Here is a 16,375-nt window from a genome sequence, read left to right on the forward strand (position 1 = left end):
AACTTATATATTGCCTCGTTATACGCGCATCATCTGTCGATGCTTTGATACTTTCACTCCGCTTTTCAGACGTTTTTACAGCCATTCTGAATGAAAAACACAGTGTAAGCTTGAATGCTTCTACATTTCTACAAAAAATCTCTAAAAAACAAAAAACGTCTGACTGATTCCCTGTACTCCAGGAAATTTTCAAAGCACAATAATTCTGCAAGCTTTGCCAGTCAGGCGTCAGTTTAGTCTGTTCAGTTTTTCTTTTAATGCTCAAATCCATTAGAGGCTTTTTAAAGCTGCTGTTTCATATATGCCGCAACCTTGCGTGTAAGACGTAGATACTCCTTAGCATCTTCCTCACCAAGCATATTGAGCAGATCATTCATATGTTGATGAAGTGCATTAATTTTTACTGTTGCAAAATCCTTGCCTTTATCAGTGAGATAGATAAAAACCTTGCGTCTGTCTTTATTATCATGCACGCGGACAATCAGTTCTTTATCCTCCAGTCTGTTTAAAATAGTAGCTATTCTCGCTGTAGATAAAGAGTACTTGCGTGCAAGCTCTGTCGGCGTTGCCTTACCATTCTCACAAATATGGCAAAGTATAGGCACCTCACCCTTTAACAGCTCCTCGGCCTTTTTTATCGGTCCCAGGAAGATTATTTTCATATTTTCTACAAGTTCACTGACAGCATTATCCGTAAGCATCAGCTTCCCCTCCTTTTGCTAACCCTGTTAGATATTAACATTATAAACTTTGCAAGGCTGATGTCAAGAAAAATATTGCTAAATTTCACGATAACTAAAGAGTAATAAAGCTTGTTTTTTCGTATAGAGTTTGAAGTTTTTTTACATATTGATTTATTGACTGGCCAGTCAGAAAAGTGCTATAATGAGTCAACGGTTCAAGAATATCCTAGGTAAATTTTTTAAATTCTTGCCGTTATGCAATTTATGCTTAGACACTTTCTATGTGACAGCATGTATCTTTGATTAAGGAAACAAGGCCACTTAATCTCCTGATAGCACTGATGTTCATAGGCAGTAATAAGCATAGCATAGTGTTTCTATCCACGAAGGAGGAAGGAAAAATGAAAAAAGTATCTATTTTTGCAATTGCTATGGCTCTTGGTGTAACTGCCAGCGCTTACGCTGCTAACCCGTTCAGCGATGTCCCTGCTGGCCATTGGGCTTATGACAGCATCAACAAGCTGGCTGCAGCAGGCGTAATCGAAGGCTACGGCGATTCCACTTTCGGCGGCGACAAGCTGATGACTCGTTACGAAATGGCACAAATCGTTGCTAAGGCTATGGCTAAAGGCGCTAATGTTGACAAGCTGGCTGCTGAATTCGCTGACGAGCTGGACAACCTGGGCGTTCGCGTAGCAAACCTGGAGAAGAAAGCTGACAACGTAAAAATCACCGGTGAAGTTCGTTATCATTATGCAGATAATGATGAAGATGTTGACCCCGGCTACACCACTAAGCTGCGTTCCCGTATCTGGTTAAACGGTGCTGTCAATGAAGACTGGACCTACACCGCTATGATTCAGAACGAGCAGGATTTCAGAAATGACACGGGCGACGAAGATACTAAATTCCAACGTGCTTATGTCAACGGTAAACTCGGCGGCGTTGCTGTACAAGGCGGTCGTTACAACTTAAAGCTGGCTGACGGCAATGTATATGATGAACGCTTCGACGGCATCCAGGCTTCCTATGGCAAGGATGTTAAAGTAACCGCCGGTTACGGCAAAGCAACACCGTCCACCCCGACCACCCATAAATTTACCGAAGGCACCCTGAACGGCAGCACTTTGAAAGATACCTCCGATGAGGTTTGGTACGGTGAGGTTTCCGGCAAGATCAGCAAGCTCGGCCTGAAAGCAGGCTACTACAGCTTCAGCGACGTTGAATCCTTCAGCAATTACGGTAAAGATAACGAAGCAAAATCCGGCAGCGATGATCTGGATATCTGGGCTGTAGGCGCAAACTATAACTTCGACAACAATGTTGAACTCGGCTTCACCTATCTGAAGGGCGAAGACAGCTACGCCACCTACAAGGATATTGACGATGACGGCTACATTGCTACCGTTTCCTACAAAGGTGCCAAAGCTGCTAACCCGGGTTCCTGGGGCTTAACCGCCAACTATTATGACCAGGGTGCAACCACCTATGTAAACCACACCATGAACGGTTTTGCAGACAAGATGTGGGGCTTCAAAGGCTACAGCGTAACTGCTAACTACACCTTTGCCAAGAACATCGTTGGTCAGGTTGAATGGTATGACCTCGAAGAAAAAGAGGGCGACCGCGATTCCCAAACTCTGTGGAGCCAGCTGCTCTTCACTTTCTAACATGATATCCCTTTAAATACTCATCACACTTTCAAACACCGAAAAAGCTTCCAAGCTATCATCTGATAGTCTGGAAGCTTTTTCACGTTAGCTTTATTCTTCTTTTTCCGGGAACTTAGGTCGGGGGAAATTCGGACCGGACGGCTTAAGTGTAAAGCCACGGCCGAAGACGTCGTTGACGTCACTGATAATCATAAAGGCACCGGGGTCAATCTCGCGCACAATGGAGCGCACCTTCGCCAGCTGCGTCAGCTTGATGACTACAAAAACCAGCTCGCGATGACGATGCGTAAAGCAACCCTCGCCGCTGATATAGGTAACACCACGACCGACGATTTTAATAATCGCTTCCGCAATCTCCTCGTGATGCTCACTAATGATGATAACCTTCTTTTTATAATCAAAGCCTGTCGTAAATGCATTACAGGTTTTGGTCATCACAAAAAAGGTAAGCAATGTATACAACACCGGCTCAATACCGAATAAGGAAACACTGGCCAGCAGCAGACAAATATTGAAAGCAAAACCGGTCGTACTGATAGAGATAGAATAATTCTTCTGGATAATAGCACCGATAATATCCGTACCGCCGCTGGAGCCGCCTACACGATACATGCACGCAGCACCGATACCGTAAAGCACACCGCCTGCAATGCAGGCCAGCAGCTTGTCATGCACTACAGTATAGGTGGAAAGAAAATGAAAGAAATCCAGGGATACAGAAAAAGCAATGATACCATAGAGCGCGCTAATAGTATATTCCCTGTCCATATACTTATAGGCTAAAAAGAACAGCGGCACGTTGCAGATTAAGCTGGTAGCGCCCATCGGCAGGCCGGCAACATAATAGGCAAGTACGGCAACGCCGCCGATGCCGCCGCTGAGCATCTTGTTAGGCATGTAAAAGGTATTCATCGCAATACCCATAATCGCACAGGCCAGAGTCACCATAGCATAATGGTAGATTTTTTTCTTCAAAGCGGGATTCATAAAATTCTCCTTTGCAAGCAAAATATTCAGAATTTGTTTTTTATGTATATATTGTAACACTTTAACGCAGAAAGGCAACTACTAAATATTTTTCTCGCCAAAATCCCGAACGTTCGAAAAAAATTCTTGCTATGCAGGCATAAGCAGTATAAAATAATACTGTATACAATATTAGGCAGGTGAACTTATAATGAAGCAAATAAAAGAAACGGCATATGCCAAAATAAATTTGGGACTTGATATTCTCGGCAAGCGCGAGGACGGCTACCATGAGGTAAGTATGATTATGCAGAGCGTCGGTCTGAGCGACGAGGTTGTTATCAGCAAGGGTAACGGCATTCAGATCAGCTGCAATCTGCACAACCTCAGCTGCGGTTCTGATAACCTGGCCTACAGAGCAGCCGCATTGCTCGCAGGTCACTGCAATATTATTCCGAACGTTCACATCGCCTTGAACAAAAAAATTTTTCTGGCAGCAGGACTGGCAGGCGGCAGCAGTGATGCAGCAGCAGTTTTGCGCGGTCTGAACCGTTATTGGGAGCTTAACCTGGAAAATTATGAGCTGGAACAGCTAGCCGCTCAATTGGGTAGCGATATCCCCTTCTGCATTGAAGGCGGTACGATGCTGGCAACAGGACGCGGCGAAGTCCTCACCAAGCTGGAGGATATGCCCGAAACATGCCTGGTACTGGCCAAGCCACGCGGTCTGGAGGTTTCCACCGCCTGGGTTTACCAGCATTTTGACCGCGGTCGTGTAGTACACGCTCCCTGCATCTGGCAGTTGGAAGCATATCTGCGCCAAGGCGGCCAGGCCATCACCCCCTACATGGGCAATGTTTTAGAAACAGTAACTATCCCGGCACACCCCGTTATAGCCTCTATTAAGGCTGCTATGCTGGGAGCAGGCGCCTACTATTCTCTTATGAGCGGCAGCGGCCCGACCGTCTTCGGCCTTACCGCTGACAAAGAAACTGCCGAGCGCGTACAGCAGGCACTGACAGATTTTGATGTAGAAACAGCAATTACGACAACTATCGGAAGGAGAAAATAAATATGTCCGGACATTTGCAGCCTATAAAACTAGACAGCTACAAGCCTCTGCGTGAGCTTGTCTGTGAAAATATCCGTCAAGCTATTATTGACGGCACCTTCAGCCCCGGTGAACGCCTCATGGAAATCCAGCTGGCTGACGAAATGGGCGTAAGCCGTACGCCCGTGCGCGAAGCTATCCGTAAGCTGGAGCTGGAAGGCTTTGTAGTTATGATTCCCCGTCGCGGCACCTATGTTGCCGATATTTCCATTAAGGATATCACCGAAATTTACGAAATCCGTATCAGCCTTGATATTCTTGCTGCTGGCCTGGCCGCCGAGCGTATTACGGATGAGGAGCTTGAACAGCTTAACGGTTATCTTATTGAAATCGGCCAGCATATCGCCAACAACGATATGGATAAAATCGTCGAAGTAGATACTGCTTTCCACGATATGTTATACACTGCCAGCCGCAACGAGCGTCTGCGCAGCATCATCAATAACCTGCGCGAGCAGATGACTACTATCCGCGGCCGTTCCATGAGCTACCCGGGACGTTTGGTGGAAACCATGGACGAGCACCGCAACCTGGTAGAAGCAATTGCCGCACATGATGTAGAACGTGCGCAATACGCAGCCCGTATCCATCTGGAAAACGCCGAGCACACCCTCATGCGTTCCCTCAGCGAGCATCTGCCGCAGAAGAAGGCGTAAGCATGACAACTGCTAATATAGATGCTTTTATTGCAGCAGGCGGCCTCAGTCCCTGGCTGAAGGACTGCGCCGGCACCGAGCACCGCTGCCTGGCACCGCTTGGCAACAAGCGCCTCATAGACTATATCATTGCAGCCCTGCAGGGAAGCGGACGCATCCGCCGTATTGTCGTAGCTGCCCGCGCCGAAGCCTTGCCGCTTCTGGAGGGTACATTACCGGCCGACGTCCTGCTGTGTGAAGCCGCAGGCGACCTGCCTGCTACAGCCGCCGCTGCAGCCCAGGCCTTAGGCCCCGATGCCAGTGAAAAGCTGCTGGGAGTATGCGATGACATTCCTTTGCTGACTTCGCTTGCAGTGCGCGACTTTCTTGCCGCCTGCAATGCCTCTCCTAAAGGCCAGCTTTATTATCCCATCATCCCCAAGGATGCCTGCCTGAGTGCTTATCCCGGTGCCAAACGCACCTACGGCAAGCTGCGCGACGGCATCTTTACCGGCGGCAATATGATGCTGATGGCCAAAGAGATTATTCCCGGCGGTCAGCAAAAAGCACGCGAAATCTTTGCCCGCCGCAAATCACCGCTTAAGCTGTGCAACTGGCTCGGATGGGGCTTTTTGCTAAAGCTCCTGTGCCATCGCCTGACAGTGGCCGATGCGGAAGCACGCACCTCCAAGCTTTTGGAAATGCGCTGCAAAGCTATCATCACCCGTCATGCATGTATCGGCATGGATATAGATAAACCAAGTGACTTAGAACTTGCAAGGAGGACGCTTACATATGGTAAAAGCCAAAAGAATTGAACGCGTAGCAGCGTTAAGTAAACTTTTAGCCGATCATCCATATCGGCTGTTTTCATTTTCATATTTCTGCAAAAAATTTGCTATCGCAAAATCCACCCTCAGCGAGGATGTTTTAGCCGTAAAATCCGGTTTGGAGCTTTACGGCCTAGGCAAAGTAGAAACCGTTTCCGGTGCTGCCGGCGGCGTGCGCTTTATCCCCGGCCATCTGCCGGAGGATGACGCAGCCTTCTTGGAAGAGCTGGCTGCCCGCCTCACCTCTCCGGACCGCATCCTGCCCGGCGGTATGCTTTATACTACCGACATTCTCTGCCATCCGGAAACCGTAGTGCGTCTGGGTGAAATCTTTATGCTCCGCCTGCAGGAGCTGGCACCGGACTGCATCATGACGGTTGAAACAAGCGGTATTCCGCTTGCTATGCAGACAGCGCGTGCGTTTAACGTGCCTCTTGTTATCGCCCGTCACACCAGTGATATTACCGAAGGCAGCACCGTCAACATTAATTACGTCAGCGGTTCCACCAAGGTTATCCAAAACATGGCCATGCCCAAGCGCGCATTGCAGCCCGGCAGCCGTGTGCTAATTGTGGATGATGTTATGAAGGGCGGCGGCACCGCCAAGGGTATGATTGCCCTAGCTCACGAAGTCGGCGCTCAGGTTGTAGGCAAAGCCTTTTTAATCGCCACTGCCGCACCGGAACGCAAACTGGTAGAAGATTATACTGCCTTCTTCACCCTGCATAACGTAGACGAAGAGCAGCAGAAGGTAACATTGGAAGTAAATAAATAATATATAATACGTCAGGCTGACTATAAGTTATCAGATGCTAAACGAAGTTGACGACGGCGTACTCCTTGTACGTCTAGGAGCCGTCGTAACGCAGATGCTGCCTTATAGACGGCCAGGAATTTTATTAACTTTAAACTACGTCAGGCTGGCTAGAAGGTACCAGATGCTAAACGATGGTGACGACGGCGTACTCCTTGTACGTCTAGGAGCCGTCGTAACGCAGATGATGCCTTACAGGCAGCCAGGAAAGGAAGAACTCACATGTCAGAATTAGTAGCAATAATCCTCGCCGCAGGCAAAGGCACAAGAATGCGCAGCAAATACCCCAAGGTACTGCACAAGGTAGGCGGCAAGCCCATGCTGCAGCACGTAATTGACGCTGCAAGCGCTGCCGGCGCAGACAAAAAGGTGGTTATCGTAGGCCATGAAGCAGAACTGGTAGAAGCAATGGTAGGCAATCAGGGAACTATCGCCCTGCAGGCCGAGCAGCTTGGCACCGGCCACGCTGTAATGCAGACTGCCGATGCCCTGAAGGACTTCCACGGCACTGCGCTCATCCTGTGCGGCGACACTCCGCTGCTGGACGGCGAAGAGCTGAAAAAGTTCTGTGAAGCACATCAAAAAAGCGGCGCTGCTGCTACCGTACTTACGGCAATTATGGATGACCCGTTCGGCTACGGCCGCATTGTCCGCGATGCTGACGGCAATGTACAGGGCATCGTAGAGCAAAAGGATGCTACCGAAGAACAAAAAGCTATCAAGGAAATCAACACCGGTATTTACTGCATGGAATGCCCGCAAATGTTTGACGTGCTGGCTACCCTGACCAACGACAATGCACAAGGCGAATATTACCTGACTGACGTACTGCAAAAGCTCAACGAAGCAGGCGCTAAGGTTGGCGGTATTTCCACTGATGACAGCGATATGGTTATGGGCATCAACTCCCGCAAGCAGCTTTCCGTTGCCGAAGGCGTTATGCGCCAGCGTATTTTGGATAAGCTGATGGACGCAGGCGTAACCATCATGGATCCCGCCAGCACCTTTATCGAAGCAAGCGTAAAAATCGGCCGCGATACCGTTATTTATCCCTACACCTGGCTGGAAGGTACAACTGAAATCGGCGAGGACTGCGAAATCGGTCCTAACGCCCGCTTCACCAATGTAAAAATCGGTGACGACAACCATCTGCAATTCATCTACGGCCATGACTGCGAGGTTAAAAACCACGTTACCGCAGGTCCGTATGTGCATCTGCGTCCCGACACCGTTATCAGCGACCACGTTAAAATCGGCAACTATGTAGAGGTTAAAAACTCTAACGTAGGCGAAGGCACCAAGCTGCCGCATCTCACCTACATCGGCGACAGCGACATCGGCAGCGGCGTTAACATGGGCTGCGGCTGCATCACTGTAAACTACGACGGCAAGAAGAAGCATCGCACTGTTATCGGTGACAACGCCTTCGTCGGCTGCAACACCAACCTTGTTGCACCTGTAACCGTACAGGCCAACACTTACATCGGTGCCGGCAGCACCATTACCAAGGAAGTACCCGAAAACGCTCTGGGCATTGCACGTGCCCGCCAGAAAAATATCGAAGGCTGGGCCGAAAAATACCGTAACGAGGGTAAATAAGCTTTTATAGTCACATATGTGTCAAAAAGTTTACAAAAAACTTGTGATTTACGTGTTTTTTGTGTATAATTAAATTTAAGTAAAGTTTTGCTCATCGCACCAGCAAACTACAACAAGGTAATTTTGGAGGGATTGGACATGTTGTCTGACGAGAATAAGTTAAGAATATTTACCGGTAATGCAAACCCTGATTTGGCACGCGAAATCGCTGCTTACCTCGGAACCACCGTTGGTGATTCCGTAGTTAACCGTTTCAACAACGGCGAAGTTCAGGTAATGATTAACGAAAGTGTACGCGGCAAGGATATCTTCATTGTACAACCTACCTGCGGCCCTATCGTTAATGACAACGTAATGGAGCTTTTGATTATGGCTGATGCCTTCAAACGCGCCAGCGCTAACCACATCACTGCTGTTATTCCTTACTATGGCTATGCACGCCAGGACCGCAAAGCACGCGGCCGTGAGCCTATCACTGCTAAGCTGATGGCAGACCTGCTGGAAACTGCAGGCATTACCCGTGTAGTAACCATCGACCTGCATGCTGCACAAATTCAAGGCTTCTTCAACATCCCCTTTGACCATATGCCCGGCGGCCCGCTGATGGCAGAATACATTAAATCCAAGCATCTGGAAGACATGGTTGTTATCTCCCCGGACCTTGGTGGCGTAAGCCGTGCCCGCAATTTCGCTGAAATGCTGAATGCACCGCTGGCTATCATCGACAAACGTCGTCCGGAACCCGGCGTTGCTGAGGTTATGAACCTGATTGGCGACGTTAAAGGCAAAACCTGCATCATGGTAGACGACATGGTTGATACCGCAGGCTCCCTGACCGAAGGCGCACGCGCTCTGAAGAAATTCGGTGCTAAAGAAGTATATGCATGCTGCACTCACCCGATCCTGACCGATCCGGCGCTGTCCCGCATTGCTCAATCCGATATCACCGAGCTGGTTGTTACCAACACCATTCCTCTGGCTCCTTCCAAAAAGCACCCGAAAATTAAGGTGCTCTCCATTGCGCCGATTCTGGCAGAAACCATTCTGCGCATCTACAATGACTGGTCTGTAAGCCAATTATTCGATACCAAACACTAAGCGTAATATAAAAAGGCTTGCCTCTGGCAAGCCTTTTTGTTATGATTAAAGCCGGCAAAACTACCGGCTTTAATATTTGGAGTAACTATGCGTATTATTTATCTTCTTATTATCTGTTCCCTTGCCGGCGTACTGCTGCTGTGGCTGGGGATATACAAAAAAATCAGCAGAAAGACTGCCGCTATAAGCGCTGCTCTCAGCCTTGCGCTGGCAGGCGCTTTGCTCTTGCTTGCCGTACTTCCGGGCAACAGCTTTTATGGCAAGGTTATAACACATGCGGAAAATACCCACGGGCGCAAGCTCATTGCCCTCACCTTTGATGACGGCCCTTATCCGCCATATACCCAGAAGCTGCTCAAGCTTTTGGCTGCCAAAAATGTGCATGCCACCTTCTTTATGGTTGGCGAAAACGCCGCCAAGCACCCCGAAACAGTAAAGCTTGTCCAGGCACAAGGCCACCTGATTGCTCTGCATGCAGGCTATCACAAAGATTTGCTTAAGCTCAGCAGCAGTGAGGCTGCCGCCAACATCGCCTACGGCAAGGAAACACTGCAAAGCATCACCGGTACTGCACCGCAGTATATGCGTCCGCCGCACGGCTTCAAGGACTGGAGCACTGTCAAGGCTATCAATGCTGCAGGTATGCAGATAGTAAACTGGAGCATCATTCCCCGCGACTGGACGAACCCCGGCGTGCAGGTAATCGCCGACAGAGTCTGCGAGAACGCAGCCTCCGGTGCTATCGTCCTGCTGCATGATGGTGACAGTCCCAAAAACTCCGCACCGCGCGACCAGACGATTGAAGCAGTCGGCATCATCATCGACCGTCTGCGTGCAGAAGGCTATGAATTTGTCACAATCGAAGAACTTAATAAATAATAAAGGAGCAACAATATGAAATTAATTGTCGGCCTTGGCAATATCGGCCGCGAATACGAAAACACCCGTCACAACATCGGCTTTATGGTAGTTGACGAGCTGGCACGCCGTCTTGGCGTGAGCTTCGGCAAGGAGGACCGCAGTGCCTATATGGCAGAATACCGCGCTCCCGAAAAAATCCTCATTATCAAACCGACCACCTATATGAATCTCAGCGGCGTTGCTGTCGGCGCCTACGCCAACTTCTATCACATCGACCCGGATGATATCGCTGTTATTCAGGACGATATGGATATGCCTGTAGGCCAGCTGCGCATCCGCCGCAAGGGCAGCGCCGGCGGCCACAACGGCATCAAATCCATTACCGAGCATTTAGGCACCGACGCCTACCCGCGCTTCAAAATCGGTATCGGTCATCCGGCACGCAACAACAAAGCTGTTGTCAATCATGTACTGCATGCCTTCCAGGGCGAGGACAAAACCGCTATCGAAGCGGCAGTAGCAGAAATGGCCACTGCGCTGGAGGAATGGATTAAATCCGGCGATATCGAAGAGGTTATGCAGGCGCATAACAAGAAAAAGCCCAAGGCCGAAAAGCCTGCGGCTGAATAAGCAATGAAAAAGAACTAGCTGGAGCTTATAAAAAGCTCAGGCTAGTTCTTTTGGGTTATGCAATGTATTCAGCAAAATTATAAGTAGTTGAAGTATGGTGTCAGCATCGGTTCAACGGCACCTGTATCAGGAGTAAGGTCCGCATTTCCCTCAATGACAATTTTATCTGCCATAACAAAGCCATTCAGCTGACAGCCCTCGCAAATAGTTACCTTTCCCTTCGCCAGCACCAGCGCCTGCGTCAACCTCGTGCCAGCTCCCAGCTTAATATTACCATTTTCGCTGATAAGCACCAAACGGTCTGGATAATAGGAGCCTTCGGCAGTAGTAATCGAATAAGGATTTACTATCATCGTAGGACCACGCAAGCCTTCCGTACCCAACAAGAGAGAGTTGTTATTCCTCAGATAGTAAAAGCGAGCACTGAGGCCAACTTCCGCCACCGACTTCTTATTCAGCACACCAGGACATTTATCCCGCAAAAAGCTCATCTGCGGCAGCTTTACTTCTTCTATGCTTGTATATAACGCTGCCTGCTGCAAATATCCGTCGCCTGTCAGCGAGCGTCCTGCAAGGACGCTCTTAGCTGCCAGGGCCTGCATTTGCGGGCCAAAGCTCACCCTGATACGATGCAGCCGCTGTACTGCGCCAGCATGATTAACGGCTGCTGCTGTAACCTTCAGGTAATCTATAAATCCATCTGAGCTGTAAATGCTTTCACTTGTCACTGTCACCGGTTCACTGTCCGGCTGCAGCTCGCCCTCATAGCAAAGCTGCCTGCCTGGCGGCCGCGGTTCCTGGCCAATAGCCTGTAATACTGAGCTGCACAACAGCCTTAGCTGCTGTTCCCGCAGAAAATCCTTCTCTGATTCATAACCCCTGACTGCATAAAGCAGGCTTAGCTGAGCACTGAGTGCCAAAAGCAGCGCTGCCAGCAGGCAGGGAAGCGATATACTCCCCTTAGCGCTATACATCATCTGCTATCCTCGCATTATAACAAATAAGATAACGCTTCACCTGCAGTTGACGGCCATTCCTGCTCAGCTTAAAGCTTATGCACAGTAATTGCGGCGAACACCGCTGTATCCGCCAACCAGTAACGACTACGCCCTCTAAAGAAACAGGATTTACGCCCGTGCCGTTATTTTTACGCGTCTTTTTGTACAAGCCCTGCTTATCGCTGTAAATAGTAACACGTTTGCAGGCATCAATCATCGTACAGGTTATCTGGCCATTCTCCTGCAGTCTGATGACTCGCTGTGCATCATAGCAGATAATCTTTTCCAGCTGCGTCAAAATATGACGTTTCGCTTCCTGCAGCTGCAATTCATCCTGCAAGCGTCCAAAGCTATAGGCAATGGCGCCTGTTGCTCTAAAAACGAGCGTCGCCAGTGCCACCGTCAACAGCAGTCCCAGCAGCACCTCCAGCAACAGATAGCCTCTCTGCCGTCGGCATCGCCCATATAAGCTTAACCTTGACCTTGCCATAGGCTGCCTGCACCTCCTGCATCGTTAAACCATCTATACTGGTAGTCTCCAGCTTTTGTGTCACCACAAACCTGCCACTGTACTCCTCGCCTGCCAGCACCTGCCAGGACGCAAGCGCAGCCTGCTGCTGCTCCCTGCTTTGCTGCAGCAGCCAGCTGCTGCGGTAAAAGCACTGCACCGCTGAAGCAAGTAATAATGCCGTCAGGCAAAAGCACACCAGCTCCTGCACCAGACAAAAGCCCCTGCTATTTTTCATAAACAGTCACCCTGCCTGTAACCGGCTGAACTGTCAGCCAAAAAAGCACACCCGGAAGCTGCTGATGCTCCAAGCTATAGCCACCACTGACACTAGGACTGCCATTTTCATCATAGCTTAACGACTTCATCTGTGAGTCGCACGTCAGGCTGATTGTCGGCTCTAACCTTACGCGCTTCCAGACCTTCTTCTCACGGTAAATCCTGTAACCATGCTTGTCATTACCGCTTACTTTTAAAGTGTAAAGATAATTTTCCGGCTGGAATATCGTGCGCTGCTGTATCTGTCTGATGTCAGCAGCCAACAGATAGGCAGCATAGCGCATCTGCTGCTTATAGTACTGCCGCTGCAGCATCTGGCTGCCAGGGTAGAGCATTACAGAAAATGCTCCCAAACACCCTATAGCCAGCAAAAGCTCCAGTAATAAATAGCCGCCGGCCTTATGATTCACCGCTAACAGCTTTGCTGCCCGGGGATATTACGGCCTCACCCTTGCTGTTTTTGCCGCTGAGGGTATAGCTACCGTCGGCTGTATTAGGTGTATAGGTTAAGGCTTCGCCCTTGGCATCCTTGAATTCCAGCTTACCGCCAAGATATTCGCTGTCTAGTGTAGTCAGCTCTGCCGGCACAGTGCCTGCATCCATTTTATACAGCTGAATGGCCTGGTCTATGGTTACCAGATCATTTTGCAGACGGGCATTCTTCACTCTGTCATTAGCACCTGAAAGTGAAGGCAGCAGCATTGTCGCCATAATACCAATCAGAGCGGCCGCCGCCACTACCTCAATCAAAGTAAAGCCACCTTGTTTACGCATTGTCTTTAACACTATCGCACCTCCTGAATTTACTCCGGCATTGCCGAAAGCATCTCAAATAGCGGACCGATAATTATGCAGACGATTCCCGCTATGATAATCGCCGCCACCAGAAGCAGCAATGGCACGAGCAGCTCCTGCAGCCTGCCAAGCTGCTGCTGCAGACGCTGCTCCCCGGCTGTTACTGCTTCCTGCAGCATCTGCGGCAGATAACCTGTAGACGCGCCCACGCACACCAGCTCCAGCATCAGCGGCGAAAAAAGCTCCTTGGCGCCGCCTGCAGCCTGCTCAATAGCAATGCCGCGCTGCAGCCTGCTGTTCAGCAGGCGCAGCTGCTGGGCATATTGCTCATCATCTATGGTATCTGTCACAATTGCTACCGCTCTTGTTATGCCAACACCGCTTTCCAAAAGCAGAGCCAGCAAGCTGCAAAAGCGTACTTCTAATAAAAGGCCATGAAAATTACCGCTCAGACGACTGCGTAAAAACCAGCGCAACAGCTTGCGTCCCATTAGCAGCAGAATGCCTGTTAGCGCTGCCGCACAGAGCACCGCCAGTAACGGCTGCTGCAGCAGACCATCCTTCAGTACCAGCAATAAAGCTAACGTACCAGTCGGACGCACGCCCATAGCGCTGTAGGTATCAGCAAGCACCGGCAGAATATATAGCAAAAACAGCAGCAGCACGCCAACGGAAGCTACCAGCAAAAATGCCGGATAGGTCACAGCCCGTTGCACAAAACGCCGCAGTTGCAGTTGCCTGCTGTAATACGCAGCCAGCTGCTCCAGCAGCGTGGCCAGCTCACCGCTCTCCTCGCCCACAGCCACCAGCGTAACCGCCAGATGACTGCAGCAGGCAGGTTCTGCTGCTAAAGCCTGCGCCAGGCTGCTGCCACGGCGCAGCCTTTGCTGCAGTCGGTAGCAAAGCAGCATCTGCTTAGCGCTGCCATGCTTTTGCAAAAGCTGCAGCGCATGCAGTAGCGGCAGGCCGCTACGCAGGATAACTGCAAGCTGACGGTAGAAGCTGATTTGCTCTGCCAGGCTCACGCCTCCTCTAAGCTTAATTTTCATCACCTCCACATGGCCGATTATAGTCTATTAGCGAATTTTCTGTCTAATTTGTTTTGTCACATATGTGAAATCTGCGCATCAAAGCAATGGCTATTTTGTGAATTCAAGCAAAAAAACTCTGTAAGCCCCTTAATTCAAGGCTTACAGAGTTTTGTAAACTAATAAAAACATAAGATTTTTTGTGGTCCTTCAGATTAAAATGGCCTATACAATAGCATTCTGCTCATGACCATGACGCAACCAAACGCTGACACTGATGGCAAAAAGGATAACGCCTGCTACAACAAAAAGGCTTTGCAGCGGTGCATAGGTAGCAATGGCTCCGCCAATCAAAGGACCTACCATCGAGCCGAACTGCTGCGCACTGAACATAAAGCCAAAAACGCGTCCGCGCTGGTCGGTAGATGTATTGCTGGCCAAAATAGCACTCAGCGAAGGCTGAATACCGGCACAGCATAATCCGTAGCAAAAATTGCAAACGCAGAACAAAAGCAAGGTCTGCGGTAATGCTGTTACTGCACTCATAACACCTGAAAGCAGCGTTGCAGCACACAGCGCTTTATAAAAGCCGTGCTCCTGCCCAAAACGTCCCCAGCTCGGGGCAGTAATAGCGCTGGCAATGCCTACGAGCGAAAAGGCCACGCCGGAAAGAAACATAATGTTGCCATCACCATGGTTCAGCTCTGCCACATAAAGGCTCAAAATCGGCTGAATCAGCAGGATAACCATCTGAGCCACAGCAATATAAACCAGTGTTTCGCAAATTACAGGTTGCTGTAAAAGCTGTACCTGCGGCTTGACCGCAAGCTTTTTCGGCTCCGCCTTCGGCGGCTCGGGAATGTAGAACATAAATACCAACGTACTGATTGTCAGCAGCGTACCTGCAACGAAGAATGAAGCACGCATGCCAAACAGTGTTGCCAATGAACCGCCAACCAGCGGACCGATGACATTGCCGCAGGTCAGTCCTGCCTGCATAATGCCCAGGCTCACACCTAGTCTTTCCATCGGCACCAGGCTGGTAGCCAGCGCCAGGCAGGCACTCCACAAGCCGGCAGCAAAACCCTGCAGCACACGCACAGCAAACATCTGCTCCGGCGTAGTTACTATACCACCCAAAAAGTAGGACAGTGCCAGACCTACGCCAGAACGAATTGCCATCATCTTTTTACCGCGCGTATCAGCCATTTTGCCCCAGATAGGCGCCATGATACCGCCAATCAAAAAGGTTATGGAAAAAATCGCACCGTTCCACATTTTTACATCAGCCACACTCACTCCCAGCTCGTTCATCAAATACATCGGTAAAAAGGGAATGAGCATAGTATAGCCTGCAGCCATCATCACGACATTAGCCGTAAGGATAGCTAGAATTAGCTTCCAGTTTTTCATACAATCCACCTCAAAATAAAAACAAAATCATACAACAGTAGAAAAATATTATAACGCTAATGGCGATTTTGTGCAAATAAAAACGCTCCAATAATAGCCTGCTTACATAAGAAAATTACACTTAGGCAATCGAATATTGCCGCAATGCTGGACAAATTATAAAGTGTTGCAGAAATGTTGCGCCTATAACAAAACAGAACGCCGAAACCCGCTTGCCTAACGGATTTTCAGCGTTCTGTCTGTTTTTGGAGGAGAAAATATGAATTTGCTTAAAAAGCAAATAGCAGCTTGTTTAAAAGTAGAGGAGCTAACCAATGCACTTAAGGAAATTGTCAAGGTCAAAGGTCAAGGCTGCAATGCAAAATCAGGAAGGGACGATATACATTGGTTAGCCATCACTAACTTCACGATTATTGTAGCACATATTTCTACAGTTAGCAATAGCTAATTTTAA

General features: G+C 49.3%; 19 protein-coding genes. 10 read left to right on the plus strand and 9 right to left on the minus strand.

Annotated features, from left to right (window positions below; all coding sequences use genetic code 11):
• Positions 1–281: 281 nt before the first annotated feature.
• The gene (locus tag RDW05_RS09610) at positions 282–701 is read right to left on the minus strand and encodes a MarR family transcriptional regulator (RefSeq protein WP_307978857.1); all 420 of its coding nucleotides are present in this window, start codon (positions 699–701) and stop codon (positions 282–284) included.
• A 383-nt stretch (positions 702–1,084) separates the two neighbouring features.
• On the opposite strand from RDW05_RS09610, the gene RDW05_RS09615 reads away from it, so the two are divergent.
• Complete coding sequence (locus RDW05_RS09615) at positions 1,085–2,353, plus strand: S-layer homology domain-containing protein (RefSeq protein ID WP_307978858.1); 1,269 nt, start codon at positions 1,085–1,087, stop codon at positions 2,351–2,353.
• Between the two features lie 93 nt (positions 2,354–2,446).
• On the opposite strand, the gene RDW05_RS09620 is transcribed toward RDW05_RS09615, so the two are convergent.
• Positions 2,447–3,331 (minus strand): YitT family protein, encoded by an 885-nt coding sequence (locus tag RDW05_RS09620; protein WP_307978859.1) that lies wholly within the window; start codon positions 3,329–3,331, stop codon positions 2,447–2,449.
• 202 nt (positions 3,332–3,533) lie between these two features.
• Here RDW05_RS09620 and ispE point away from each other — a divergent pair, with 202 nt between their 5' ends.
• From ispE to pth, 8 genes are all read left to right on the plus strand, one after another.
• The gene (gene ispE, locus RDW05_RS09625) at positions 3,534–4,394 is read left to right on the plus strand and encodes a 4-(cytidine 5'-diphospho)-2-C-methyl-D-erythritol kinase (protein WP_307978860.1); all 861 of its coding nucleotides are present in this window, start codon (positions 3,534–3,536) and stop codon (positions 4,392–4,394) included.
• Positions 4,395–4,396: 2 nt separating this feature from the next.
• Complete coding sequence (locus RDW05_RS09630) at positions 4,397–5,089, plus strand: GntR family transcriptional regulator (RefSeq protein ID WP_009144941.1); 693 nt, start codon at positions 4,397–4,399, stop codon at positions 5,087–5,089.
• A gap of 2 nt (positions 5,090–5,091) precedes the next feature.
• Positions 5,092–5,886: an NTP transferase domain-containing protein gene (locus RDW05_RS09635; protein WP_307978861.1), complete on the plus strand. Its 795-nt coding sequence runs from the start codon at positions 5,092–5,094 to the stop codon at positions 5,884–5,886.
• On the plus strand, positions 5,864–6,673 hold the full coding sequence (purR, locus tag RDW05_RS09640) for a pur operon repressor (RefSeq protein WP_021719245.1): 810 nt from the start codon (positions 5,864–5,866) through the stop codon (positions 6,671–6,673). The genes RDW05_RS09635 and purR overlap by 23 nt, the downstream gene beginning before the upstream one ends.
• 261 nt (positions 6,674–6,934) lie before the next feature.
• The gene (glmU, locus tag RDW05_RS09645) at positions 6,935–8,311 is read left to right on the plus strand and encodes a bifunctional UDP-N-acetylglucosamine diphosphorylase/glucosamine-1-phosphate N-acetyltransferase GlmU (protein WP_304258039.1); all 1,377 of its coding nucleotides are present in this window, start codon (positions 6,935–6,937) and stop codon (positions 8,309–8,311) included.
• 138 nt (positions 8,312–8,449) lie between these two features.
• Positions 8,450–9,409, plus strand: coding sequence for a ribose-phosphate pyrophosphokinase (locus tag RDW05_RS09650; protein WP_298880604.1), 960 nt, complete (start codon positions 8,450–8,452; stop codon positions 9,407–9,409).
• Positions 9,410–9,496: 87 nt separating this feature from the next.
• Positions 9,497–10,288, plus strand: a complete 792-nt coding sequence (locus RDW05_RS09655; RefSeq protein WP_307978865.1) for a polysaccharide deacetylase family protein — start codon at positions 9,497–9,499, stop codon at positions 10,286–10,288.
• Between the two features lie 15 nt (positions 10,289–10,303).
• Positions 10,304–10,900 (plus strand): aminoacyl-tRNA hydrolase, encoded by a 597-nt coding sequence (gene pth, locus RDW05_RS09660; protein ID WP_304269466.1) that lies wholly within the window; start codon positions 10,304–10,306, stop codon positions 10,898–10,900.
• A 77-nt stretch (positions 10,901–10,977) separates the two neighbouring features.
• Here pth and RDW05_RS09665 read toward each other — a convergent pair whose 3' ends face one another.
• The 7 genes from RDW05_RS09665 to RDW05_RS09695 form a co-directional block, all read right to left on the minus strand.
• Positions 10,978–11,877, minus strand: coding sequence for a hypothetical protein (locus tag RDW05_RS09665; protein WP_307978866.1), 900 nt, complete (start codon positions 11,875–11,877; stop codon positions 10,978–10,980).
• Positions 11,867–12,331 (minus strand): hypothetical protein, encoded by a 465-nt coding sequence (locus RDW05_RS09670; RefSeq protein ID WP_304258046.1) that lies wholly within the window; start codon positions 12,329–12,331, stop codon positions 11,867–11,869. The genes RDW05_RS09665 and RDW05_RS09670 overlap by 11 nt, the downstream gene beginning before the upstream one ends.
• The gene (locus RDW05_RS09675; RefSeq protein WP_307978867.1) at positions 12,273–12,644 is read right to left on the minus strand and encodes a hypothetical protein; all 372 of its coding nucleotides are present in this window, start codon (positions 12,642–12,644) and stop codon (positions 12,273–12,275) included. Before RDW05_RS09675 ends, RDW05_RS09670 begins: the two co-directional genes overlap by 59 nt.
• Positions 12,634–13,038, minus strand: coding sequence for a hypothetical protein (locus RDW05_RS09680; RefSeq protein WP_307978868.1), 405 nt, complete (start codon positions 13,036–13,038; stop codon positions 12,634–12,636). Before RDW05_RS09680 ends, RDW05_RS09675 begins: the two co-directional genes overlap by 11 nt.
• A 46-nt stretch (positions 13,039–13,084) precedes the next feature.
• Positions 13,085–13,471 (minus strand): type II secretion system protein, encoded by a 387-nt coding sequence (locus RDW05_RS09685; protein WP_293722304.1) that lies wholly within the window; start codon positions 13,469–13,471, stop codon positions 13,085–13,087.
• A 17-nt stretch (positions 13,472–13,488) separates the two neighbouring features.
• Complete coding sequence (locus RDW05_RS09690) at positions 13,489–14,529, minus strand: type II secretion system F family protein (protein ID WP_307978869.1); 1,041 nt, start codon at positions 14,527–14,529, stop codon at positions 13,489–13,491.
• A 204-nt stretch (positions 14,530–14,733) separates the two neighbouring features.
• Positions 14,734–15,921 (minus strand): MFS transporter, encoded by a 1,188-nt coding sequence (locus RDW05_RS09695; protein WP_307978871.1) that lies wholly within the window; start codon positions 15,919–15,921, stop codon positions 14,734–14,736.
• Between the two features lie 259 nt (positions 15,922–16,180).
• Between RDW05_RS09695 and RDW05_RS09700 the strand changes: the two genes are divergently transcribed.
• On the plus strand, positions 16,181–16,369 hold the full coding sequence (locus RDW05_RS09700; protein ID WP_021719257.1) for a hypothetical protein: 189 nt from the start codon (positions 16,181–16,183) through the stop codon (positions 16,367–16,369).
• Positions 16,370–16,375 lie beyond the last annotated feature (6 nt).

This window comes from uncultured Phascolarctobacterium sp., assembly GCF_902463975.1.
Classification (GTDB): domain Bacteria; phylum Bacillota; class Negativicutes; order Acidaminococcales; family Acidaminococcaceae; genus Phascolarctobacterium_A.